This is a genomic window from Corynebacterium sp. HMSC075F02 (assembly GCF_001838335.1).
Taxonomy (GTDB): domain Bacteria; phylum Actinomycetota; class Actinomycetes; order Mycobacteriales; family Mycobacteriaceae; genus Corynebacterium; species Corynebacterium jeikeium_D.
The window spans coordinates 215,428-238,363 of sequence record NZ_KV836311.1 but is presented as its reverse complement, the minus strand read 5'-3'; the positions used below and the strand labels follow the sequence as shown (position 1 = coordinate 238,363).

The 22,936-nt window shown below is 58.2% G+C and carries 19 protein-coding genes; 17 read left to right on the top strand and 2 right to left on the bottom strand.

Annotated features, from left to right (window positions below):
- The first annotated feature begins 86 nt into the window (after positions 1-86).
- Positions 87-623, top strand: coding sequence for an adenine phosphoribosyltransferase (locus HMPREF2920_RS05615; RefSeq protein WP_016422687.1), 537 nt, complete (start codon positions 87-89; stop codon positions 621-623).
- 7 nt (positions 624-630) lie between these two features.
- Positions 631-2,892: a RelA/SpoT family protein gene (locus HMPREF2920_RS05610; protein WP_016422688.1), complete on the top strand. Its 2,262-nt coding sequence runs from the start codon at positions 631-633 to the stop codon at positions 2,890-2,892.
- Between the two features lie 121 nt (positions 2,893-3,013).
- Here the strand turns inward: HMPREF2920_RS05610 and HMPREF2920_RS05605 are convergent, their stop codons facing one another.
- Positions 3,014-3,853, bottom strand: a complete 840-nt coding sequence (locus HMPREF2920_RS05605; RefSeq protein ID WP_049190815.1) for a peptidylprolyl isomerase — start codon at positions 3,851-3,853, stop codon at positions 3,014-3,016.
- Positions 3,854-4,145: 292 nt separating this feature from the next.
- Here HMPREF2920_RS05605 and HMPREF2920_RS05600 point away from each other — a divergent pair, with 292 nt between their 5' ends.
- Positions 4,146-4,817, top strand: coding sequence for an MBL fold metallo-hydrolase (locus tag HMPREF2920_RS05600; protein ID WP_070549607.1), 672 nt, complete (start codon positions 4,146-4,148; stop codon positions 4,815-4,817).
- A gap of 43 nt (positions 4,818-4,860) precedes the next feature.
- The gene (hisS, locus tag HMPREF2920_RS05595) at positions 4,861-6,144 is read left to right on the top strand and encodes a histidine--tRNA ligase (RefSeq protein WP_070854082.1); all 1,284 of its coding nucleotides are present in this window, start codon (positions 4,861-4,863) and stop codon (positions 6,142-6,144) included.
- A gap of 27 nt (positions 6,145-6,171) precedes the next feature.
- Here hisS and HMPREF2920_RS05590 read toward each other — a convergent pair whose 3' ends face one another.
- Positions 6,172-7,059 carry a KPN_02809 family neutral zinc metallopeptidase gene (locus tag HMPREF2920_RS05590; RefSeq protein WP_016422692.1) on the bottom strand — a complete coding sequence of 296 codons (888 nt, stop codon included), beginning with the start codon at positions 7,057-7,059 and terminating at the stop codon, positions 6,172-6,174.
- 271 nt (positions 7,060-7,330) lie between these two features.
- On the opposite strand from HMPREF2920_RS05590, the gene aspS reads away from it, so the two are divergent.
- The 13 genes from aspS to HMPREF2920_RS05525 all read left to right on the top strand — a co-directional run bounded on the left by aspS (position 7,331) and on the right by HMPREF2920_RS05525 (position 22,932).
- Positions 7,331-9,160, top strand: a complete 1,830-nt coding sequence (gene aspS / locus HMPREF2920_RS05585) for an aspartate--tRNA ligase (protein WP_016422693.1) — start codon at positions 7,331-7,333, stop codon at positions 9,158-9,160.
- Positions 9,161-9,307: 147 nt separating this feature from the next.
- Entirely contained in the window at positions 9,308-10,489 is a 1,182-nt protein-coding gene (locus HMPREF2920_RS05580) for a phosphotransferase family protein (protein ID WP_016422694.1), read from the top strand.
- 148 nt (positions 10,490-10,637) lie between these two features.
- On the top strand, positions 10,638-11,963 hold the full coding sequence (locus tag HMPREF2920_RS05575) for a replication-associated recombination protein A (protein WP_224433708.1): 1,326 nt from the start codon (positions 10,638-10,640) through the stop codon (positions 11,961-11,963).
- A gap of 128 nt (positions 11,964-12,091) precedes the next feature.
- Positions 12,092-14,752 (top strand): alanine--tRNA ligase, encoded by a 2,661-nt coding sequence (gene alaS / locus HMPREF2920_RS05570; protein ID WP_016422696.1) that lies wholly within the window; start codon positions 12,092-12,094, stop codon positions 14,750-14,752.
- A gap of 37 nt (positions 14,753-14,789) precedes the next feature.
- Positions 14,790-15,293, top strand: coding sequence for a Holliday junction resolvase RuvX (gene ruvX, locus HMPREF2920_RS05565; protein ID WP_016422697.1), 504 nt, complete (start codon positions 14,790-14,792; stop codon positions 15,291-15,293).
- 261 nt (positions 15,294-15,554) lie between these two features.
- Positions 15,555-16,781: an endolytic transglycosylase MltG gene (mltG, locus tag HMPREF2920_RS05560; protein WP_048731838.1), complete on the top strand. Its 1,227-nt coding sequence runs from the start codon at positions 15,555-15,557 to the stop codon at positions 16,779-16,781.
- Between the two features lie 14 nt (positions 16,782-16,795).
- The gene (locus tag HMPREF2920_RS05555) at positions 16,796-17,611 is read left to right on the top strand and encodes a shikimate dehydrogenase (protein ID WP_016422699.1); all 816 of its coding nucleotides are present in this window, start codon (positions 16,796-16,798) and stop codon (positions 17,609-17,611) included.
- A gap of 26 nt (positions 17,612-17,637) precedes the next feature.
- Positions 17,638-18,249 carry a prepilin peptidase gene (locus HMPREF2920_RS05550; RefSeq protein ID WP_016422700.1) on the top strand — a complete coding sequence of 204 codons (612 nt, stop codon included), beginning with the start codon at positions 17,638-17,640 and terminating at the stop codon, positions 18,247-18,249.
- A gap of 94 nt (positions 18,250-18,343) precedes the next feature.
- Positions 18,344-19,531, top strand: coding sequence for a chorismate synthase (gene aroC, locus HMPREF2920_RS05545; RefSeq protein ID WP_187269731.1), 1,188 nt, complete (start codon positions 18,344-18,346; stop codon positions 19,529-19,531).
- A gap of 40 nt (positions 19,532-19,571) precedes the next feature.
- Entirely contained in the window at positions 19,572-20,093 is a 522-nt protein-coding gene (locus HMPREF2920_RS05540; RefSeq protein ID WP_048731844.1) for a shikimate kinase, read from the top strand.
- An 87-nt stretch (positions 20,094-20,180) separates the two neighbouring features.
- Positions 20,181-21,290, top strand: a complete 1,110-nt coding sequence (aroB, locus tag HMPREF2920_RS05535; protein WP_069358704.1) for a 3-dehydroquinate synthase — start codon at positions 20,181-20,183, stop codon at positions 21,288-21,290.
- On the top strand, positions 21,287-21,763 hold the full coding sequence (aroQ, locus tag HMPREF2920_RS05530; protein ID WP_070854081.1) for a type II 3-dehydroquinate dehydratase: 477 nt from the start codon (positions 21,287-21,289) through the stop codon (positions 21,761-21,763). The genes aroB and aroQ overlap by 4 nt, the downstream gene beginning before the upstream one ends.
- Positions 21,760-22,932: a M24 family metallopeptidase gene (locus HMPREF2920_RS05525; RefSeq protein WP_016422705.1), complete on the top strand. Its 1,173-nt coding sequence runs from the start codon at positions 21,760-21,762 to the stop codon at positions 22,930-22,932. The genes aroQ and HMPREF2920_RS05525 overlap by 4 nt, the downstream gene beginning before the upstream one ends.
- Positions 22,933-22,936 lie beyond the last annotated feature (4 nt).

Here is a 22,936-nt window from a genome sequence, read left to right as displayed (position 1 = left end):
GGTGAAACTACTTTAAAAGCGCATTGTGCGGGTATCGTTGACAGGTACCCGCACTTTTTCTTTTCGCCGAAAAGGAGCTTAAACCTGTGTCGTATGCACACGCGCGTGAGGCATTAGCCGATCAGATTCGGTTCGTGCCCGATTTTCCAGTTGAGGGCGTACTCTTCGAGGACCTGACGCCGGCGCTTGCCGACGCCACGACGTTCGCCCTGATTGTGGACGAGATTTCCGCCAAGGTGGAAGAGTTCGGGGCTGATGTTATAGGCAGCCTAGATGCGCGTGGATTCCTGCTGGGTTCTGCGGTGGCGTACAAGCTTGGACTGGGAGTGCTCGCTATTCGTAAGAAGGGTAAGCTACCACCGCCTGTGCTGACCGAGACCTATGAACTGGAATATGGTACGGCCGCGCTTGAGATTCCGGCTAGTGGGTTTGAGCTGAAGGGCAAGAAGGCCGTACTTGTCGACGATGTGTTGGCAACTGGTGGCACCCTGTGTGCAGCTCGCGCCCTGCTGGAGACCGCTGGTGTCGAGGTAACCGGGCTGTGCACCGTGCTGGAGGTTGAAGGCCTGGGAGCTCGGGAGAAGCTTGCTGATCTGCCTTTGTACGTGGTTAATAAGGGGTGAATGAGTCATGGCTGAAGGGCCCGCACGCCGTTATGGTGCCCGCCTAGCGCGAAGCCTTACCGGCAACAGAACGAAAATCCGCCCGGTGCTAGATCCCCTTGTCGCGGTGCATCGACAGGTGCATCCGCGCGCAGATTTGGCTGTGCTTCAGCGTGCCTACGATACCGCCGAGCGCCTTCACGACGGCGTGTACCGGAAATCCGGCGAGCCATACATCACTCACCCGCTTGCAGTCGCCACTATTGCCGCCGAGATCGGCATGGATACCACCACGCTGGTGGCAGCGCTGCTACATGACACGGTCGAAGATACCGATTACACGCTGGAGGACCTGGAGCGGGACTTCGGCCCAGAAGTCGCACGACTGGTCGACGGTGTGACCAAATTGGATAAGGTCGCGTTGGGCTCCGCCGCCGAGGCAGAGACCGTGCGAAAGATGATTATCGCCATGAGCCAGGACCCGCGCGTGCTGGTTATCAAGGTGGCTGACCGGCTGCATAACATGCGCACAATGCGCTTCCTGCCGCCGGAAAAGCAGGCTAAGAAGGCCCGTGAGACCCTCGAGGTGATTGCACCGCTGGCGCATCGTTTGGGAATGGCCAGCGTGAAGTGGGAGTTGGAAGATCTCTCCTTCGCCATTTTGTACCCGAAGAAGTACGACGAGATTGTGCGTTTGGTCGCAGATCGAGCGCCGCAGCGGGACCGGTACATCCAGGAAGTCTCCGAGATGATTCAGAAGGATCTGAAGGAGTCTCACATTGCTGCTGAGGTACAGGGCAGGCCGAAGCACTACTGGTCGATTTATCAGAAGATGATTGTCCGCGGCCATGAGTTCGACGAGATTTTTGACCTGGTCGGACTTCGAGTTCTGGTGGACACGACCAAGGATTGCTATGCCGCGATGGGTGCCGTCCACTCGCTGTTCAAACCTATGCCGGGGCGATTCAAGGACTATATTTCCGCGCCGCGTTTCGGGGTTTACCAGTCGTTGCACACAACGGTCATCGGTCCAGGTGGCTCCCCGCTAGAAGTGCAGATTCGCACCCATGAGATGCACTACAACGCTGAGTACGGCATTGCCGCACACTGGCGCTACAAGGAAACCAAGGGCTCTCACAAGGGAGATTCCGCCGAAGTCGATCAGATGGCGTGGATGCGTCAGCTGCTGGATTGGCAGCGGGAGGCCGCAGATCCTAACGAGTTCCTGGACTCCCTGCGCTATGACCTCTCAGTCACTGAAATTTTTGCGTTCACACCTAAGGGCGATGTCATCACATTGCCTGCGGACTCCACGCCGGTCGACTTTGCCTACGCGGTCCATACTGAAGTAGGTCACCGATGTATTGGTGCCAAAGTCAACGGCAAGCTAGTGGCGTTGGAATCACCGCTAAAAACTGGCGACCGCGTCGAGATTTTCACGTCCAAGGATGCCGATTCCGGTCCGTCTAAGGACTGGGAGAAGTTTGTTAAAACTCCACGTGCGCGGGCAAAGATCCGTCAGTGGTTTGCCAAAGAGCGCCGCGAGGAGGCACTCGATGCCGGCCGTGACGCACTGGCTGCAGAGGTACAGCGCGGCGGTCTGCCGATGCACCGCCTGTTCACTCCGGCGTCCATCAAGCAGATTGCCTCCGAGCTGCACTATGCGGATGTCGATGCGCTCTATACCGCTATCGGTAAGGGGCAGGTCTCAGCGCAGCATGTGACTCACCGGCTGATGGCGCAGTTCTCGAGCGCGGACGATGCCGAAGAGCAGTTGGTCTCCCGCACGCCAATTTCAAAGATGAACGTGCACAACACTCCGCGCCGCGCTGACAGCACGGGTGTGTTGGTAGAAGGCAGCGCGGATATGGCCGCTAAGCTTGCCAAATGCTGTACGCCTGTGCCGGGCGATGCCATCTTTGGCTTCGTCACCCGCGGCGGTGGGGTCAGTGTGCACCGTACGGACTGCACTAATGCGGAGAAGCTGCACCAGGAGCCGGAGCGCATTATCGAGGTCTCCTGGGCAACAGATTCCTCCGGTGCGGTCTTCATGGTTACGGTGCAAATCGAAGCACTTGACCGTCATGGACTGCTCTCGGAGATTACTCGCGTCTTCTCCGATCAGAAGGTCTCAATCCTGTCGACGTCCTCCCATACCTCCGATGACCGCGTTGCCGTAATGCGTTTTAGCTTCGAGGTTTCGGACACTAAGCAGATGGGCTATATCTTCAACATTCTGCGCGGTGTCGAGGGAGTCTTCGATGTCTACCGCATTACTTCTGGTCAGTAGGCGGTTTAGCAGCCCATCGATATGTGAAAAAGGATGAGGCCGCGTAGGTATTAAAACAGGGCCAAGGTGAAACACCTTGGCCCTGTTTTTGATTAATTTCTGAATCAGTCAGTTGAGTCAGCTACTTGACTTCCGCCTTCTCAATACGGACTTCCTTAGCTGGCTTACCGTCAGAGGTACCGCCGCCCTCGATACCGTTCTTCGCAATGTCCGCAACCGTCTTGGTGCCCTCGTCAGTCATGGAGCCAAGCACGGTGTACTGCGGAGGCAGCTGAGAATCTGCCCAGTTGAGGAAGAACTGGCTGCCGTTGGCATCTGGGTCGCTCGGGTTTGCCATGGCGATAGAGCCCTTCGGGTACACCAACGGGGTATTCTGATCCAGACCAGAATCCTTGACCGGCCATTCGCCAGCGAACTTGAAGCCCGGGCCGCCGGTACCGGTACCAGTCGGGTCGCCACACTGCAGAACGTTCAGGCCACCACCGGTAATACGGTGGCACACAGTGTCATTGAAGTAGTCGGACTTGGCCATGTGCTCAATTGCATTGACGCCGCAAGGTGAAATAGCGCGGTCCAGCTCCATCGGAATGTCGCCCTGGTTAGTCTTCAGGGTGATGGTTACAGTGCCAGTGGCGGGAACGTTGTCGGTAGCTGGCTTATCTATGTCCTTCGATGCCTCGCCATCATCCGGGTAGTCACAGGTCACGGTTTCCGGAAGTGGGGAAGAGCGCTTCATTGGAACCTTTTCACCGCTGACAGGAGTAGCTGTCAGAGCTGCAGGTTCGACTGGAGTCGTGGATTCATCAGCGGCCTCATTGTCGTCAGCGCCGCCAGCCGTGGTCAGCAAGTAGATGCCGCCACCGATAAAGAGCAGGATAGCCAAGGTAGTTACGACAACGCCCAGTGGCTTCAGCTTCTCGGCACGTGCACGGCGCTTAAGTTCGCGCTCGAGCGTCCGCATCGCATCTTTGCGCCTTTGCTCATTATTGGCCACTAGTCTTTCTCCGTATCTGTTAGTCATCTATTGCTGGTGACGGAACACCAGCGGACGATTTTGCCCATTGATAGTGACCGCATTTGAAGTAACAGCTCAGTCGGTCACCGTCGCGTACACAATCGACCATTATGCCCGGGATTGCTTCCCATTTGCGAGATGACAGGCCAACGAGCAAGGGGAAAGGTGCTCTCTTCCCGTTGTTGGAAGGCGCAAATAGCCTGCCGGAGGCTGTACACAATCGTTACAATGGAGCGCCATGGAGATATTTGGTTTTGCAGCCGGCCCTTTTCAAACCAACTGCTACGTGGCAACAGGCGCTCCGGAAATGGACGGCCTGTCCACCCCATGCGTCATTGTTGACCCGGGCATGGGGGCGTTCGAGGTAGTACGCGGCGAGGTTGAGAAGCGAGATTGGAAGCCGGAAGCAATTCTGCTGACCCATGGTCATATCGACCATGTCCGCGATGTCGCGGAGGCCTCCGACTTCTGGGATATCCCCGTCTTCATTCACGAAAGCGACAATGTGTTGCTGGCCAATCCGAAGCTCGGCGGTTCTTCTTTCGGACACCTCTTTGACATCGATTCTATGCAGGCTTATACGGAAGCCGATTTCTTCGAGGATGGCGACGAAGTAAAGTGGGCAGGGTTGAATTTCGAAGTCATTCACGCTCCGGGTCACTCTCCGGGATGCGTGATGCTGCGCGCTTCCGATGGGGAAGATGAGATTGTCTTCAGCGGGGACGTCCTCTTTAAGGGGGCTATCGGTCGCGTAGATTTGCCGGGCAGTAGTCCGGAGCACATGCAGCAGTCGTTGAAGGATAAGGTCCTCCCGCTGGCGGATGACCTCATGATTCTTCCGGGCCATGGCTCCGCATCGTCGATAGGCGAGGAGCGCGCGACCAACCCGTTCCTGCAAAACCTCACCTAGCCTGGCTGACACCTCGTGAGAGTTGGCAGGTAGAGTTAGCGGGGTGAACTCTAGCCAGAAGCCAAAGAAGTTGAAGCCATTCTCCGCGCCCAAGGGCGTGCCGGATTACGTCCCGCCGGTCTCCCGCGAATTCGAGGCGGTGCGAAACTCATTCCAGCACCGCGCACGACTTGCGGGCTATGAGCACATTGAGCTGCCAATTTTCGAGGACACCGGGCTTTTTGCACGTGGCGTAGGTGAATCGACGGACGTCGTCACCAAGGAGATGTACACGTTCGCCGACCGCGGCGGCCGCTCCGTCACCCTGCGCCCGGAGGGTACCGCGGGCGTGATGCGCGCGGTCATTGAGCACAATTTGGATCGCGGTCAGTTGCCGGTCAAGCTTTCCTACGCGGGGCCATTCTTCCGCTATGAACGCCCGCAGGCAGGCCGTTACCGTCAGTTGCAGCAGGTGGGCGTAGAGGCAATCGGCGTCGATGATCCTGCGCTGGACGCTGAAGTCATCGCGCTTGCCGACGCATGCTTCCGCGGTATCGGACTCGAAGGCTTCCGCCTTGAACTGACAAGCCTTGGCGACAACACCTGCCGCCCTGAATATCGCGCTAAGCTGCAGGAGTTCTTGTTTGACCTGCCTCTGGATGAGGAAACGCGCCACCGTGCAAACATCAACCCGCTGCGCGTCCTCGACGATAAGCGACCGGAAATGCAGGAAATGCTTGCCGACGCGCCGCTGATGCTGGACCACCTTTCTGACAGCGCTCGCGGTCACTTTGAAGCTGTGACTGGACTGTTGGATGACATGAAGGTGCCCTATGTCATCAATCCTCGAATGGTGCGCGGACTGGACTACTACACCAAGACGTGCTTCGAGTTTGTTCACGACGGCCTTGGTGCTCAGTCGGGTATCGGCGGCGGTGGTCGCTACGACGGGCTGATGGCGCAGCTAGGCGGCCAAGAGCTGTCTGGAATTGGCTTTGGTTTGGGTGTGGATCGCGCGCTGCTCGCACTGGAAGCAGAGGGCAAGCATGCCAGCGATGGTCGACGCGTCGATGTGTATGGTGTTGCGCTCGGTGAAGAAGCCGCTCACGCTATGGCGGTGCAGATCAATAAGCTGCGCCAAGCGGGTATCCGCGCAGATATGTCCTACGGCGGCCGCGGTCTGAAGGGCGCGATGAAGGGTGCCGATCGCGCTGGAGCCCGATTTGCGTTGGTCCTCGGCGAGTCTGAATTGGCCGCGGGCGAGGTTCAGCTGAAGAACCTTGAGTCCCACGAGCAGCACGCAGTCGCCCTAGATGCACTGGTTCAGGAGTTGCAGCCGCGCATCTAGGAAACGCGCATTTGTTAAGTGCGGAGTCTAGCTGTAGACGCCGCGCTCGAGAGTGTCGCACTGAGACATCTTTCCTGACTTGTAGCCGGTGAGGAATGCCTTCGTACGCTGCTCGGCCGAGCCGTGGGTCCAGGAGTCCGGTTGAACACCACCGCCGGAATGCTGCTGGATGGTGTCATCGCCAATGGCCTTCGTAGTTTTGAGGGCATCGGCAACTTGCTCGTCGGAAAGCGGTTCGAGGATTGCGTCCGGCCCCTTGTCCGCGTAATGAGCCCAGATACCCGCGTAGCAGTCGGCCTGCAGCTCGATCTTTACAGCGTCGGAATCGGGGCCCGGTTCGTTGTAGTTACTGCGGCCGAGTGTGCCCTCCAACCTTTGGATATGGTGGGCGAATTCGTGGGCCACGACGTATTCCTGTGCGAGCGGTCCGTTGCCTCCGCCCATGCGCTCCAGGGTGCTAAAGAACTCCGTGTCGAAGTAGGCCGTTTGATCGGCGGGGCAGTAGAACGGGCCGGTGGACGAGGACGCTGCGCCGCAGCCCGACTGAGTGGAGCCTTCAAAGAGGACTAAGCCTGGGTTCGTGTACTCGATGCCGGCCTGTGCGGGGAGTTGTTCTTCCCAGACTCGGTCGACCGAAATACCGGTGAATTCCATCCGGCAATCGATGCGGCTGTTGGCATCTTCGCCGGTCTTGCAGGGATCCTCGCCAGGGGACTGCTGTGCAGTCTGCGAGGACTGGTTGTTCTGGGCACCTGTCAGCTGTCCCAATTGTCCCGGGTCGCCGCCGAGAAGTAAGTACAGGCCGATGAGGACAAGGCCGCCGATACCGCCACCGCCTACGGCGATAGCGCGGCCACCACCCGAGCGTCGCTCGGCACGAGCCGAGCTCTTTTGGAAGTCATTCCGGAAGGTCATAGGAGTAAGACTATTGCATAAGGTGCGGAAAACGGGCCATTGAATAGCGCTGCGTCATAGTATCCGCATGTAAATCAACGTCAGGATCTACGGAGAACTTTGTCTAAGTGAGTACATGAAGCCCGAGGTAGGCCCAAGGCGATGACCGGTAATAAGCAAAATAGCCGGGGTCTTCTTCTCACCTTTCTGGCTTCAAGGTAGACTACACGGACGAAACCGCTATCCACAGCGTTAATCCCTATAGCACCAATTTTGGAAGGACCAATTCGCAGTGCTTCGTACGCATCTTGCCGGAGACCTCCGCGCTGACCTCGCCGGCAGCACAGTAACCCTGACCGGTTGGGTAGGACGCCGCCGTGACCATGGTGGCGTGATCTTCATCGACATGCGTGACCGCTCCGGTTACGCCCAGGTTGTGTTCCGCAACAGCGAAGTTGCTGAGCGTGCACACCACCTGCGCAGCGAATACTGCATTCAGGTCACCGGTGTCGTTGAGAAGCGCCCGGAGGGCTCCGAAAACCCGAACCTGGCATCGGGTGAAATTGAGGTCAATGTTACGGAGCTGACCATCCTCAACGAGTCGGCGGCATTGCCGTTCCAGCTCGAGGATGTTGGAACTTCTGGCACTGTCGGCGAGGAAGCCCGCCTGAAGTACCGCTACCTAGACCTACGCCGTGAAGGCCCGGCCAAGATTATGCGTCTCCGTGCGGCTGTCAACCGCGCAGCCCGTAAGGTGCTGGACAGCCACGACTTCACCGAAATCGAGACCCCGACGTTGACTCGCTCTACGCCGGAAGGTGCTCGTGACTTCGTGGTGCCGGCTCGTTTGAAGCCGGGCACTTTCTACGCACTGCCGCAGTCCCCTCAGTTGTTCAAGCAGCTGCTTATGGTCGCTGGCATGGAGCGCTACTACCAGATCGCCCGCTGCTACCGAGATGAGGACTTCCGCGCTGACCGCCAGCCGGAGTTCACTCAGCTCGACGTTGAGATGAGCTTCGCCGAGCAGGACGATGTCATTGCGCTGGCAGAAGAGATTCTGGTTGCTATCTTCGCCGAGGCCGGTGTCACTGTTCAGACCCCGATTCCACGCATGACCTTCAAGGAGGCCATGGAGAAGTACGGTTCTGACAAGCCGGACCTGCGCTTCGACATTCCGCTGGTGGAGTGCACCGAGTTCTTCAAGGACACCACTTTCCGTGTCTTCCAGAACGATTACGTCGGTGCAGTTGTTATGGACGGTGGCGCATCGCAGCCTCGTCGTCAGCTCGACGCTTGGCAGGATTGGGCCCGCCAGCGCGGCGCAAAGGGCTTGGCCTACATCCTTGTTGGGGAGGACGGCACTCTGGGCGGCCCGGTTGCCAAGAACATTACTGACGCAGAGCGTGAAGGCATCGCGGCGCACGTAGGCGCGAAGCCGGGTGACTGCATCTTCTTCGCTGCAGGTGACGCTAAGAGCTCCCGTGCACTGCTGGGTGCTGCTCGTGGAGAGATTGCCAAGAAGCTCGGCCTTATCAAGGAAGGCGACTGGGCATTCACCTGGGTCGTCGACGCACCGTTGTTCGAGCCGGCTGCCGACGCTACCGCTTCCGGTGACGTTGCCCTGGGCCACTCGCAGTGGACTGCTGTGCACCACGCCTTCACCTCGCCGAAGCCAGAGCACATGGATACCTTCGACAAGGATCCTGGCAACGCACTGGCTTACGCCTACGACATCGTCTGCAACGGTAACGAAATTGGTGGCGGCTCCATTCGTATTCACCGCCCAGATGTCCAGAAGCGCGTCTTCGATGTTATGGGCATCGGCGAGGAAGAGGCACAGGAGCAGTTCGGCTTCCTGCTGGATGCCTTCCAGTACGGCGCTCCGCCGCACGGTGGTATCGCATTCGGTTGGGACCGTATCGTTTCCCTGCTGGCCGGCGTTGACTCCATTCGCGAAGTTATCGCCTTCCCGAAGTCCGGTGGCGGCGTTGATCCGTTGACTGACGCCCCGACTCCGATTACCGCTCAGCAGCGCAAGGAGACCGGTATCGACTTCAAGCCGAAGCCAAAGCAGAAGGCAGACGGCGTTAAGGCAGCAGCCGACGCAGGCGACAGCAAGTAAACAAAGAAATCACATTGCGAGGAATGTGATCTGCCACTCCAGCGTGAACAGCGCGAGTGGCGCCAATTCCTCCTAACCAAGGCGGTACTGGCCACAACGCAACATCCGTATCGCCTGACTGAAACTGGCTCATTGAAAGGGCATTCAATGGAGTACTCGGACGACGCTGCAGCAGAAGTTGACAGCGTAGTTAAAGATGCAGAGACACTGCTTTCCGCACGATTCGGCGGCACTCCAGTGTTGTCGGATCCAGAAGTACTTACAGGTCAGTCAAACGCTCTTGTTGTCCGCGTACGGGTCGCCACAAATCCCTTTATGCAGGAACGCACGGTCGTCGTAAAGCAAATTCCTACGACGACTGAAGGCGTCGATCCCGCCGTTTTACGGGAAGTCGTGGCGTACCAGTTCATCAATACACTGCCTGACGACGTCCGCCCGGGGCCTCAGCTTCTTGCTTACGATGTTTCAAAGCAGCTATTGGTTCTCAGCGACGTCGGTGTCGTGGACACTCTTGCGGACGTACTCTTTCGTGGCGATGAAGAGCGACGATTGCGCGCATTCCGCAGCCTCGGCGCTTCGCTGGGTCGGATGCATATTCACACGCATACTCGTGAAGAGGGATTTGAGACCCTGCGTCGTCGTATGTGGGTGAAGAACAAGGTCGATCGCGAGGCTCTCGAGGCGCGTGACCACGGCATTGTGTCGGGGATTCGCTTTGGTATGCGAGCTGTCGAGGGGTCCGGCATTCCTGTTCCCGACGCTGTGCGCTCTTTCGGTGAGGATGCTGCTCGTCGAATTGAGAAGGGCACGCATAGGGCGTTTACTCCGTTTGACCTCGCCCCGGACAACATTCTGCTGGCGGATAAGGTCCAGTTCCTCGACTATGAGTGGGCTGGTTACCGCGATGTCATCTTCGACGTGGCCAGCGTCGTCGCAGGCTTCCCGCTGCACGTTTTCGTGGAGCGTCCATCGGAGGCAGAGGTCGACGTGTTTGTCCGTGCCTGGATGGAAGAGATTCGTGACCATTGGTATCGCGGCACGAGCGACCGCCGTTTGATGGCGTTCATCGCTGCGGCGTTGCTCGGTTGGTTTTTCATCTCCGCAACGGTTTCCTTCTTCGGTTCTCCAAAACAAGCGCTGTGGGTGGGGCATGAAGGACGCACGGACCTGAAGCCGGAAGTTGGCGGCTCAGCACTGGAGCGGCGCGACATGGCTAACACGGCTCGCGCGATTGCACAGTTCGCCCATAAGTGTGAGGACGATCGTGCCGACGAGCTGGAACAGTTCGCGCATGCAGTCATCGATTTCTTAGAGCAAGAGGAAGGCTAGGGCACACGTGGCGGATCCGAATAAGCTGCCGTCAGGCGGTGCAAACGGCTCCGCCGATGACGCTCCAGGGCTTTTCGACGAGCCTTCGGTCGCCGGACCTACAGCGGCCAAGAGCCAAGGTCGGAGTGCGGGGCCAGCAAGCACTGGCCTGAACTCCGATGCGAGCGCCTATTTTCACCCAGGTGCACACGCGCCGTTGGCGGTTCGGATGCGACCGCGAAACCTCGATGAAGTCGTTGGTCAAGACCACCTGTTAGCCCCCGGAGCACCGTTGCGCCGTCTGGTCGAAGGTGGCGGCGACACCTCCGTTATTTTGTTTGGCCCTCCCGGAACTGGCAAGACCACTCTCGCCAGTTTGATTTCCGCGGCGACTGGACGACACTTTGAAGCGCTTTCCGCGCTTAATGCCGGGGTAAAGGAAGTGCGTGCGGTTATCGACACTGCTCGTCGCACGCTCGTTAACCAGGGCATTCAAACGGTGCTCTTCATCGACGAGGTGCACCGTTTTTCCAAGACCCAGCAGGATGCCCTGTTGGGTGCCGTGGAAAACCGGATTGTCCTTCTCGTCGCGGCAACGACGGAAAACCCATCCTTCTCAGTGGTGTCCCCGCTGCTCAGTCGGTCACTGCTGTTGCAGTTGCAGTCACTGGACGACGAAGCCGTCGGCACGCTCATTGATCGAGCACTTACCGATGAGCGCGGCCTGAATGGTCGCGTCAGTATGACAGACGATGCACGTAAACAGCTCATTGCGCTGGCAGCTGGTGATGCTCGTCGTTCCCTCACGTACCTCGAGGCAGCCGCAGAAGCCGTCGCCGATGGTGAGCAGATTACCGCTGAGTCGCTTGCCAATTCGATCAACAGAGCCGTGGTTCGCTATGACCGCGACGGCGACCAGCATTACGACGTCACCAGCGCGTTTATTAAGTCCGTTCGCGGATCTGATGTCGATGCTGCCCTGCATTACCTGGCGCGGATGATTGAGGGTGGGGAAGACCCTCGGTTTATTGCCCGCCGAATCGTTATTCTGGCCAGCGAAGACATCGGTATGGCCGACCCGACAGCTCTGCAAACCGCCGTCGCCGCGGCGCAGGCAGTTGCCTTGATAGGGATGCCGGAAGCCCGGCTGACGCTGGCGCAGGCCACGATTCACTTGGCAACAGCACCGAAGTCGAATTCGGTCATAAGCGCAATCGACGGGGCATTGAAGGATGTTCGTTCCGGGAAGACCGGACCGGTGCCACCACATTTGCGGGACGGACATTACAGCGGGGCTAAGGACCTTGGTCACGCGGTGGACTATATCTACCCGCACAATGACCCCATGGGTGTCGTCGCCCAACAGTATCCACCAGATCAGTTGGTGGGCACTGATTATTTCGTCCCATCCAATCACGGTCGTGAAAACGGCATGGCTGAATACCTCGGACGCATTCGCCGAATTATCCGGGGGAGCCGCCGGAAATCGAAGTAGGCGAGATCGGTCGGAATCTACGGGGTGCCGGTGGGGTGGTTTTAAAGTTGCTCGAACCGAGCGGGTAGACTGCTAGTTTTGTATTAAACATCTCGGACGCTCGACGTGAAACGAGGAAGTAGAACACCGTGCAGACTCATGAAATTCGAAATCGCTTCATCCAGCATTTCGTAAAGGCGGGACACACCGAGGTCCCCAGTGCCTCCCTGGTTTTGGATGACCCGAACCTGCTGTTCGTTAATGCCGGCATGGTGCCGTTCAAGCCCTACTTCCTCGGCAATGAGACTCCGGACTTCTCCACCGCGACCTCAATTCAGAAGTGCGTGCGCACACTGGACATTGAAGAGGTGGGTATCACCACCCGCCACAACACCTTCTTCCAGATGGCGGGTAACTTCTCCTTCGGAAATTACTTCAAGGAAGGTGCCATCACTCATGCATGGAGCCTTCTGACTGGTGCTGTTGAGGACGGCGGCTTTGGCATCCCGGCTGAGAAGCTGTGGGTGACGGTTTTCCTCGATGACGATGAGGCCCATGACATCTGGCACGAGAAGGTTGGTGTGCCGGAAGAGCGCATTCAGCGCCGAGGCATGGCGGACAACTACTGGTCCATGGGTGTGCCTGGCCCGTGTGGCCCGTGTTCAGAGATTTTCTACGACCGCGGCCCGGAGTACGGTGCTGACGGTGGCCCAGAGGCGGACGAGGATCGCTACATCGAGATTTGGAACCTCGTCTTCATGGAAAACGAGCGTGGCGAAGGAACAGGCAAGGACTCTTTCGAGATTCTTGGCCCACTGCCGAAGAAGAACATCGATACCGGTATGGGCATCGAGCGCGTTGCTTTCCTGCTACAGGGTGTCGACAACGTCTACGAAACCGATCTGCTGCGTCCGGTTATCGACGAAGCTGAGCGGCTCACCGGTTCGAAGTACAGCTCCAACCACCAGGACAACATCCGTTTCCGCGTCATCGCCGACCACAGCCGCACCGGCTTGATGCTGATGCTCGACGGTGTCACCCCCTCGAACTCCGATCGTGGCTATATCCTGCGTCGCCTGCTGCGCCGCATCATCCGCTCTGCGCGTCTGCTCGGCGCTAACGGTCCAGTGCTGGAGAAGCTGATTGGTATTGCGGCCGAGACCATGACCCCGTCGTACCCAGAGATCGCGGAGAACTGGAACCGTATTCGCCGCGTCGCCGTCGCCGAGGAAAAGACCTTCACCAAGACTCTGTCCGCCGGTGAGGAGCTGTTCGAACGTGCTGCCACCAAGGCCAAGGCAGAGGGTAAAACCGTTCTATCCGGTCACGACGCCTTCACCCTGCATGACACCCACGGCTTCCCAATCGACCTGACCATCGAGATGGCCGAAGAGGCCGGCCTGACCATCGACCGCGAGGAATTCGATCGCGAGATGGCTGAGCAGCGTGCGCGCGCAAAGGCCGACAGCCAGGCAAAGAAGCAGTCTCACACCGACCTGCATGTCTACCGCGAGTTCATCGATGAACACCCGACGTCCTTCACTGGTTACGATCGGCTTGCCGACGAATCCACGATTCTTGGCATCATTGCCGATGGCCAGAAGCAGTCGTTTGCCGCAGAGGGCGATGAGATTGAGGTTATCCTCGATCGCACTCCGCTCTACGCCGAGGCCGGCGGTCAGCTGGCTGACCGTGGTCGTATCGTGACTGATTCCGGCGCTGTGGTCCACATCAACGATGTTCAAAAGGTGGGCAAGAAGCTGTGGCTGCACAAAGGCATTGTCACCGCTGGTGAATTCACTCCGGGTGTCTCCGCTGAAGCTTTGGTCGACGAGCAGTGGCGTCACGGTGCTCGTCAGGCGCACACTGCAACTCACTTGATTCACGGTGCTCTGCGTCAGGTACTGGGGGATACTGCAACTCAGGCTGGTTCCATGAATAAGCCGGGCTACCTCCGTTTCGACTTCAAGTACGGTGAGCAGCTCACACCGGAACAGCTCCGTGAGATTGAGCAGATCACCAATGAGGCTGTCGACAACGACTGGGCTGTCAATACTGCCGAGATGCCTTTGGAAGAGGCCAAGGCAGCTGGTGCCATGGCATTGTTCAACGAGAACTACGGCGACATCGTCCGCGTTGTCGAGGTCGGTGGCCCGTTCTCAATTGAGCTGTGTGGCGGTACCCACGTTTCGCATTCTTCGCAGATTGGTCCGGTAGCTGTGCTGGGCGAGTCCTCGGTCGGATCGGGCGTGCGCCGTATTGAGGCTTACTCGGGTATGGATTCCTTCCGCTACCTGTCCACCGAGCGTCTCCTGGCTGAACGACTGGCCACTGAATTCAAGGCTCCTTCTGCTGAGCTGCCAGACCGCATTGCAGCACTGGCTGAAAAGCTCAAGGCTGCAGAGAAGCAGCTCGCTGATTTCAAGGCCGGACAGCTGCTGGCCAATGCCGCGTCTCACCTGGAGTCCGCTCGCACCATCGGCGATGTCACCTACCTCGGCCTTAAGCTTCCCGACGGTACGGAGATGAAGGACATCCGTTCGCTGGCTAATGACTTGGCGAAGCGCCTTGCGGATCGCCCAAGCGTCATTGCGTTGATTTCCAACGCTGGCGGCAAGGTTCCGTTTGTGGCCTCGGTTTCGGATGAAGCCGTCAATCGCGGTATTAAGGCCGGCGATTTGGTGAAGCTGATGGGCGCTGAGGTCGGCGGCAAGGGCGGCGGTAAACCGGCAATGGCACAGGGCTCCGGCTCTGATGCTTCCGGAATCGACGCAGCATTGGCCGCGGTTGAGGCCGAACTGTCCAAGTAGCCAATTAACGGCTGTGCTATCGGAAGAGCAGTAAACAATGGCTAAGCCCCGTATTGATACCCCCGGTCAGGATGATCCCGGTCGGGGTCGACGGCTCGGAATCGACGTCGGCGATGTCCGCGTTGGCGTCGCGGTCTCTGACCCCGACTGTATCCTGGCGACCCCGGTTGAAACAGTCACTCGAGCAACGGGGCGAAAAGATCCTGACGGGCCGGATATTGACCGGCTCGTGGAACTTGCCACTGAACTTGAGGTCGTCGAGATTGTTCTCGGCATGCCCCTCATGCTCGACGGCTCGTTCGGGACTTCTGCGCGGAAAGCTACTGACGTTGGATTCCGGCTGCAGCGCCGACTCGGTGACCGAGTCGTAGTGCATTACGCCGACGAGCGGATGACGACGGTAATGGCCCAATCACGGCTGCACGCAGCAGGTATTGATGTTAAGTCCGGGCGGAAGATTATTGACCAGGTTGCGGCAGTAGAAATTCTGCAGTCCTGGTTGGACAGACGGGCAAAAGCTTTGGACGGAAATACCGACTAAGGGGGCACACAAAAGTTACCGAAAGGTGACAATTCACCCACCTTTGCGCAATTATTAAGTGTGTAATACCTAAGCACGTTTGTCGCGTGCATAGGATTTGAAAAGTTGAAGTGGCGATTCACACCTACAATGCAACCTAGTGCTACGACTTCGTCGTAAAGCTATGTCGCACCAGTCGTTATCAGTCGCGTGTCGTACCCGAACGGGAAGACTCCTTGCTGATACCGATGGGAGAGTGAGCTGCATTCGAGGAGATTATTGATGAGTAAAGACGCGCAGACTGCGCGCCGCACTGATAGCGGCGGTGCCGACCGGGACCGCGCTGGTGCTCGCAGCGGTGGGACAAAGTCTCGAGTTCGTCACCGCCAAACGGCAGTGGCAATCAATGTGACTTCTGTCCTGTTATGCGTGTTGGTCCTCGGAGTGATTGGCCTCGTCTGGAACCGTGGCGGCATTGTTGACGATTACGATGGCAAAGCTGAGGGGCCATTGACGATTGTTGAGGTCAGTGAAGGCACGTCACTTACTGATTTGTCCAACCAGTTGGTGGAAAGCGGCGTCGTCAAGTCTTCCCGTGCGTTCATCCAGGCCGCGAATGAGAACTCTCATTCAAGTGAATTGCAGCCTGGTTTCTACCGACTCCATCAGCGGATGAAGGCCGACGAGACCGTCGAGGCTCTTCTGGATGTCGAAAATCAGGTCGGTACCGTTGACATTCCGACTGGCGCCCGTTTCGCCGATACCCGCATTGTGTCCTCATCGGATGTACGTAAGGGAATTTTCTCGCTTATTTCTGAGGCCACTTGTGTTGAAGACAATGACTGCGTATCCAAGGCCGATCTCGAACGTGCTGCTGGCGAGGCCGATTTGGCCGCGCTGGGTGTTCCAGAATGGGCACGGGACGCGGTAGCTGCGCGTGGCAACGACCCTCGTCGTCTTGAGGGACTCATTACGCCGGGTATTCATCACCTTGACCCGCAGCAGACGCCCGAACAGATGCTTGCAAAATTGGTCAAGGAATCGGTGAAGAATTATGAGGACACGGGTCTCATGGCTTCAGCGGACATGGTTGGTCTTACTCCATACGAGCTGATTACCGCAGCTTCTTTGATCCAGATGGAGGCGCCAGATGGCGACTTCGATAAGGTCGCTCGCGTTATTCTCAACCGTCTCGACGAACCGATGCAGCTGCAGTTCGACTCGACAGTCAACTACGACCTGCCAGATCAGGAAATCGCAACCACGGATGAGGACCGCGCGCGAAAGACCGCGTGGAACACCTACGCCAAGGAGGGGCTGCCGGAAACCCCCATTGCTTCGCCCTCCATCGAGGCGATTCGTGCCATGGAAAATCCGGCTGACGGCACCTGGCTGTACTTTGTCACGGTGGACAAGGAAGGAAATACTGTCTTTAGCACGACCTTCGAAGAGCACGAGGCCGCTATCGACGAGTCACGCAACAATGGCGTGCTGGATTCCAACCGCTAAGAGGTAGAACTCCTATGCCTATAACTCATCGCGCAGCCGTGCTGGGAGATCCGATTGATCACTCGTACTCGCCGGCTATTCACAACGCCGGTTACCGCGCTGCGGGAATGAATGACTGGCACTATGACCGCATCCGATGCAACGCCGAAGAGCTTGCCGACGTCGTTGGTGGCGCAGACCCCAGTTTCCAGGGGTTTTCCGTCACGATGCCCGGCAAGTTTGCCGCGCTGGACTTCGCCGATGAAGTCAGTGAGCGCGCGAGGCTCATTGGTTCAGCGAACACTCTGGTCCGTCGCGATTCGGATTGGTTTGCCGACAACACCGATGGCGACGGCGTACTGGGAGCACTGCGCGAGATAGACTGCACGAACGCACCACGTGGCCGCGCCGTTGTTGTTGGTGCCGGTGGCACAGCACGGCCGGCACTTTGGGCGCTGTCGCAGCTGGGGGTCAATCATGTGACCGTGGTAGCGCGCTCCGAGCGCGCATATGACATTGAACCATTAGCTGCCGCGCTGGGGATGGAATTTGTTTGGGTGACTTTTGATGTTCCAAACCTGGCAGATATTGCTGGTAATGCCGACGTGCTGGTCTCTACGGTGCCGTCAGCCGCAATTGAGTCGGTTGCTGGCTACCTCGCTCGAGCACCGAAGATTCTCGACGTCATTTACAATCCCTGGCCAACCCCACTTGTGAAAGCAGCGGAACGCGGAGGGACACAGGCGGTCGGTGGATTGTCCATGTTGCTACATCAAGCGGTGGGACAGTTTGAGCAGTTTACTGGACGCACTCCCGATGTCGAGGCGATGCGTGCAGCGCTGCCGAACTAGCTCACAACCGTTACAATCCCAAAGTTATGGGGTGGGGAATAACTGAGATAGGGCTGTCTCCGATTGGACAGCACAGGATTGCCCCGGTCTACCTTGACCGGGTTTTCTATTTCCTAGTCGTGATGCTTGTACTCGGCTGGGGCGGTATTGGCTGCTGGTTGGATGTGACTCGGCGAAGACTACCGAACTGGTGGTTAGTGCTAGGGGCAGTGGGTCTGATAGCAACCACTGGAATGGTGCTCCAGCAAAAGAGCACCTTGGCTGACAATCTCGCCAGTGCAGTCGCAGCCATAGGAACAGGAATAGGCCTCTGGTTTGGCCTCTATGTAGCAGTCTTCATCTTCAACCCACGCTCTATGGGGGCTGGAGATGTGAAGCTCGCAGCAATTCTCGGGGGCGGTGTCGGTCTGGTATCGGGCGAGCCAGTGGCGACAGCAATTTGGATTGCAGTGGCAATTCTGTTGGCTGCCGGACTCACTCTCCTCATGGCAGGAGTCACCGCGGGAAAGCGGGGCTGGGGTGACCGTCGTAAAGCAAAAACAGCGCCTGTACCGGCGAGCGTGCCTCATGGGCCTGCGATGCTTGCAGCAACCGCCATTGTGTGGGGGATAAGCGGAGGGTACCTACAAGTCCCCTGAAGCGGTAGACCAGGGGCGATGAAATGGGGCATATTTGAAACTTGTATGCCCCCAAATGCACAAGAAGTACGGCAAACGTGACATTATGATACCTATGCTTCGTTGGACTACCGCGGGTGAATCTCACGGCAAAGCGCTTATCGCTCTCGTAGAAGGCGCGCCAGCCGGACTTCCCCTGACTACAGATGACGTATCACGCCACCTCGCACGCCGCCGCCTCGGCTATGGTCGCGGGGCGCGAATGAAGTTTGAGGCTGATGAGGTCACCCTGCTGACTGGCATTCGACATGGTGAGACGCTGGGATCGCCGATTGGCATTATGGTCGGCAACTCCGAATGGCCCAAGTGGACTGAGGTCATGAGCCCGGATCCAGTTGACCCAGTTGTTTTGGATACAGCTCGTGGCGCCACCTTAACCCGCCCGCGCCCGGGGCATGCCGATTTCAACGGCATGCTGAAGTACAACCACACCGATGCTCGAAACATCCTGGAGCGTTCATCGGCTCGCGAGACTGCAGCACGTGTGGCGGCATCGGTTGTGGCACGCTTAATTCTGCGTGAGACTCTCGGTGTGGAAGTTGTCAGCCACGTTATTTCCATCGGTCGTTCGGAGCCCTACGAGGGGCCACTGCCGACCTTCGCTGATCAGGACAAGATTGACGAGTCGCCAGTGCGTGCATTCTCCGCAGCTGCGGAGGAGTCGATGATTGACGAAATCAAGGCCGCCAAGAAGCAGGGCGACACCCTCGGTGGCATCGTCGAGGTCGTTGTCCACGGTCTGCCGGTGGGTCTGGGATCGCACATTTCCGGTGATGCCCGTCTGGATTCGCAGCTTGCGGCTGCCTTGATGGGAATTCAGTCCGTCAAGGGCGTGGAGATCGGCGACGGTTTTGAGGAAGCCCGTCGCCGTGGCACCGAGGCTCACGATGAAATGGTGCGTACCGACGACGGCGTGGATCGGGAAACTAACCGCGCCGGTGGCCTGGAGGGTGGCATGACTAATGCTCAACCTCTCGTTGTGCGTGCTGCGATGAAACCAATTTCGACCGTTCCGCGTGCGCTGAAGACCGTCGATATGGCCAGCGGCGATGCAGCTACCGCAATCCACCAGCGCTCTGATGTCTGCGCGGTCCCGGCCGGCGGTGTTGTCGCAGAGGCAATGGTCGCGCTGGTACTGGCGCGTGCAGTGATGGAAAAGTTCGGCGGCGATAGCCTGGAGGAAACCAAGCGTAACGTTGAGGGCTACTTGGAGCAGACTCGACGTCGCCTTGATTGGAAATAGCGCCACAGTCGCGCACACGAAGAAGGGTAAAACGAGGGGAATGTCCGTTCCTACTATTGTCCTTGTCGGACCGCCCGGATCGGGAAAGTCCACCATCGGTCGTCGACTGTCTCGTGCATTGAGCACAAGACTCACCGATACCGATGAGATGATTGAACAGCGCATGGGCAAGACTTGTGGGGAAGTCTTTTCCGAGCTGGGAGAGCCGGAATTCCGCCGTATCGAGGAACAAATCGTGGCGGAGGCTCTGACCCACGACGGAATCGTCTCACTTGGCGGTGGTGCCGTGATTTCGCAGGCGACCCGTGACCTGCTGGCAGACCATAACGTCGTCTACCTCGAGATCAGCATTGCAGAGGGGGTCCGTCGTACAGCGGGTAACAATTCGCGCCCGGTGCTCCAGGCGGATGACCCTGAGGCTCATTACCGCGCGCTCTATGAGGCTCGCCGAGCTTTTTACGAAGATGCAGCCACTTTCAAGGTGCGTTCCGACGAACGTTCCCCGCAGCGCGTTGTGGCCGAGATCCTCAGCTACCTCGATGAAACCTGCGACGAGGCTTAACTGGCGACTCTTAAAAGGCGGCAGCTAATCACTGCCGTATAACCAGCAACTCCATACATTTCTTACGCTAACGACTAGGGACTGACAATGAACTCAACCCGCACAATCCGTGTTGAAGGCCCATCCCCGTACACGGTAGCCATGGGGCATGGACTCACCGAGCAGATTGCGGAGGCCGCTACGTTTGCCTCCCAGGTTGCGGTGATTCACCAGGAGAGCGTTCAAGAGCTGAGCTTCGGCGTCATCAAGGCTCTGGCGGACAAAGGAGTCGACGCCTTTAGCATCCAGGTTCCGGATGCGGAGGAGGGCAAGACGCTCGCAGTTGCTGAAACAGTTTGGGACACTTTTGGTGAACGCGGTCTGGGCCGGCGTGACGCGGTAATCGCGATTGGCGGCGGTGCAGCTACAGACTTCGGTGGATTCGTCGCCGCCGCGTGGATGCGTGGAGTGAAGGTTATCCAGGTCCCGACGACGCTGCTCGGCATGGTCGACGCAGCTGTCGGCGGTAAGACCGGTATCAACACTGCAGCCGGCAAGAACCTGGTCGGCGCTTTCCACGAGCCTGCCGCGGTGTTCTGTGACCTTGATGTCCTGCGCACCTTGCCGAAGGCCGAGCTGATCGCGGGCTCGGCAGAGATTATCAAGGCCGGATTTATCGCGGACACGAAGATTCTCGATCTTTACGAGGCAAACCCGCAGGCCTGCCTCGATGTTGACGGTGACCTGCCAGAACTGGTCGAGCGCGCGATTGCTGTCAAGGCACGCGTTGTCGCTGAGGATCTGAAGGAATCTGGCCTCCGTGAGATCCTGAACTATGGCCACACTTTCGGTCATGCCGTTGAGCACTTTGAAAACTACCGCTGGCGCCATGGCCATGCCGTAGCTGTAGGCATGGTTTATGTTGCCGAGCTGGCCAAGATCACCGGACATATTGATCAGGAACTCGTAGACCGCCACCGTCGCATCCTAGAGTCCATTGGTCTGCCAACGACCTACCAGACAGGTCGTTTTACCGAGCTCTACGATGCGATGACCAGGGATAAGAAGAACCGCGACGGTGCGATCCGATTCGTTATTCTAGAAAACCCCGGTGAAACAGCCCGTCTTGAAGGCCCGGGAATGGATGACCTCGAGCGTGCATACGAACTGCTCTGCAACAATGGGCACGCCGCATCGGAGGAGTCAGCCCGCTCATGACCTCTCTTCGCGCAGCAACTGATGCCACAGCGGCGATTCCGACCGTGCTTGTTCTGAACGGCCCGAACCTCGATCGTCTGGGCAAGCGTCAGCCAGAAATTTACGGTGCCACTACTTTGGCCGATGTCGAATCTGAACTTCGCACCCTAGCCAAGGAGCTTGGCGTCGTGGTGGATTGCCGCCAATCCAACTATGAAGGTCAACTCATCGAGTGGGTTCATGAAGCTGCCGACTACGGTTGGCCAGTCATTATCAATCCAGGGGGGTTGACACACACCTCCGTCGCCCTACGTGACGCGCTTGCCGAAATTGCCGACGGCGCGGGCTTCCAGGAGGTCCATATTTCAAACATTCACGCCCGGGAGGATTTTCGGCACCACTCGTACCTGTCGGCGCTTGCCGCGGGCGTTATCGTCGGATGCGGAACTGATGGGTATTCCATGGCACTGAGAAGGGTGAGTACGAAACTATGACAGATATCTCCACGAACTACGCCGCCCGCCGAGCCGCTCTTATCGACGCATTGTCCGACAACGACTGCGACGGTTTCCTCACAGTCGATCCGACGCATGTTGGTTGGCTTACAGGTTTCCACGGCTCGAATGCTGGTTTGATTGTTGCGGCCAGTGGGGAAGCGCTGCTTTCCACCGACGGCCGCTATACGGTTCAGGCTGGCAAACAGGCACCGGACGTGGAGTTACTCACCGCCCGCAACACCGGCGTGGCACTCGTCGGTCAATGCCGAAAGCTGGATATCTCGCGTCTTGGTGTTGAATCTGAGTTCCTCACTATGGCCGCTTATCAAGAGCTAGAGGATGCCCGGCCACAGGCACTCGAGCTGGTATCGACTACGGGCGTCGTCTCTAAACTGCGGGAGGTCAAGTCCGATACGGAACTCGTCGCTCTGCGCCATGTCGCCGACATCGCGGTCTGCGCATTCGAGGACTTGCTTCACGACGGCATCGTGGTCGCCGGCCGCACGGAGCGCGAAGTCGCCGCAGAGTTGGAGTACCGCATGCGCATGCATGGCGCCGATCGGCCTAGCTTCGACACGATTGTCGCGAGCGGCCCGAATTCCGCCAAGCCACACCACGGGGCGGAAGATCGCGTAATCGAGGCAGGTGACCTGGTCACTATTGACTTTGGCGCCTTTGCCGGGGGCTACAACTCAGATATGACACGTACCCTCTTTGCCGGTGAGGCGGGAACGTCGTCAAGCGAAAACGATCCGAACAATACGTCGTCAGATTTGGACGGCGCGATTGTTGCCGGGGTGGAGTTCGCAGACGAGAAGGCCCGAGAGATTTACAATGTCGTGCTGGAAGCCCAGCTGGCTGGCGTAAAAGCGGCCGTGCCAGGGGCTGATGTTGTGGCTGTAGACGCAGCATGCCGGGACATTATTGAAAAGGCTGGTTATGGGGAGCACTTCGTTCATTCCACCGGCCACGGAATCGGTATTGAGGTGCATGAGGCTCCATTTGCTGCTCGCACCGGCAAGGGGAAGTTGGCAGCTGGCATGACGTTGACCATCGAGCCTGGTATTTATGTGCCGGGGTTCGGCGGTGTGCGCATCGAAGATACGTTGATTATCACCGACACCGAGCCGGAAATTATTACGCAGCTGCCGAAACCGCGGGCCTAACATC

What these genes read in the sequence shown, in the direction of transcription:
- HMPREF2920_RS05610 (WP_016422688.1), top strand. Translation starts at nt 631, where the DNA reads ATGGCTGAAGGGCCCGCACGCCGTTATGGTGCCCGCCTAGCGCGAAGC.
- HMPREF2920_RS05605 (WP_049190815.1), bottom strand. Translation starts at nt 3,853, where the DNA reads ATGCGGACGCTCGAGCGCGAACTTAAGCGCCGTGCACGTGCCGAGAAG.
- HMPREF2920_RS05600 (WP_070549607.1), top strand. Translation starts at nt 4,146, where the DNA reads ATGGAGATATTTGGTTTTGCAGCCGGCCCTTTTCAAACCAACTGCTAC.
- HMPREF2920_RS05590 (WP_016422692.1), bottom strand. Translation starts at nt 7,059, where the DNA reads ATGACCTTCCGGAATGACTTCCAAAAGAGCTCGGCTCGTGCCGAGCGA.
- HMPREF2920_RS05580 (WP_016422694.1), top strand. Translation starts at nt 9,308, where the DNA reads ATGGAGTACTCGGACGACGCTGCAGCAGAAGTTGACAGCGTAGTTAAA.
- ruvX (WP_016422697.1), top strand. Translation starts at nt 14,790, where the DNA reads ATGGCTAAGCCCCGTATTGATACCCCCGGTCAGGATGATCCCGGTCGG.
- mltG (WP_048731838.1), top strand. Translation starts at nt 15,555, where the DNA reads ATGAGTAAAGACGCGCAGACTGCGCGCCGCACTGATAGCGGCGGTGCC.
- HMPREF2920_RS05555 (WP_016422699.1), top strand. Translation starts at nt 16,796, where the DNA reads ATGCCTATAACTCATCGCGCAGCCGTGCTGGGAGATCCGATTGATCAC.
- HMPREF2920_RS05550 (WP_016422700.1), top strand. Translation starts at nt 17,638, where the DNA reads ATGGGGTGGGGAATAACTGAGATAGGGCTGTCTCCGATTGGACAGCAC.
- aroC (WP_187269731.1), top strand. Translation starts at nt 18,344, where the DNA reads ATGCTTCGTTGGACTACCGCGGGTGAATCTCACGGCAAAGCGCTTATC.
- HMPREF2920_RS05540 (WP_048731844.1), top strand. Translation starts at nt 19,572, where the DNA reads ATGTCCGTTCCTACTATTGTCCTTGTCGGACCGCCCGGATCGGGAAAG.
- aroB (WP_069358704.1), top strand. Translation starts at nt 20,181, where the DNA reads ATGAACTCAACCCGCACAATCCGTGTTGAAGGCCCATCCCCGTACACG.
- aroQ (WP_070854081.1), top strand. Translation starts at nt 21,287, where the DNA reads ATGACCTCTCTTCGCGCAGCAACTGATGCCACAGCGGCGATTCCGACC.
- HMPREF2920_RS05525 (WP_016422705.1), top strand. Translation starts at nt 21,760, where the DNA reads ATGACAGATATCTCCACGAACTACGCCGCCCGCCGAGCCGCTCTTATC.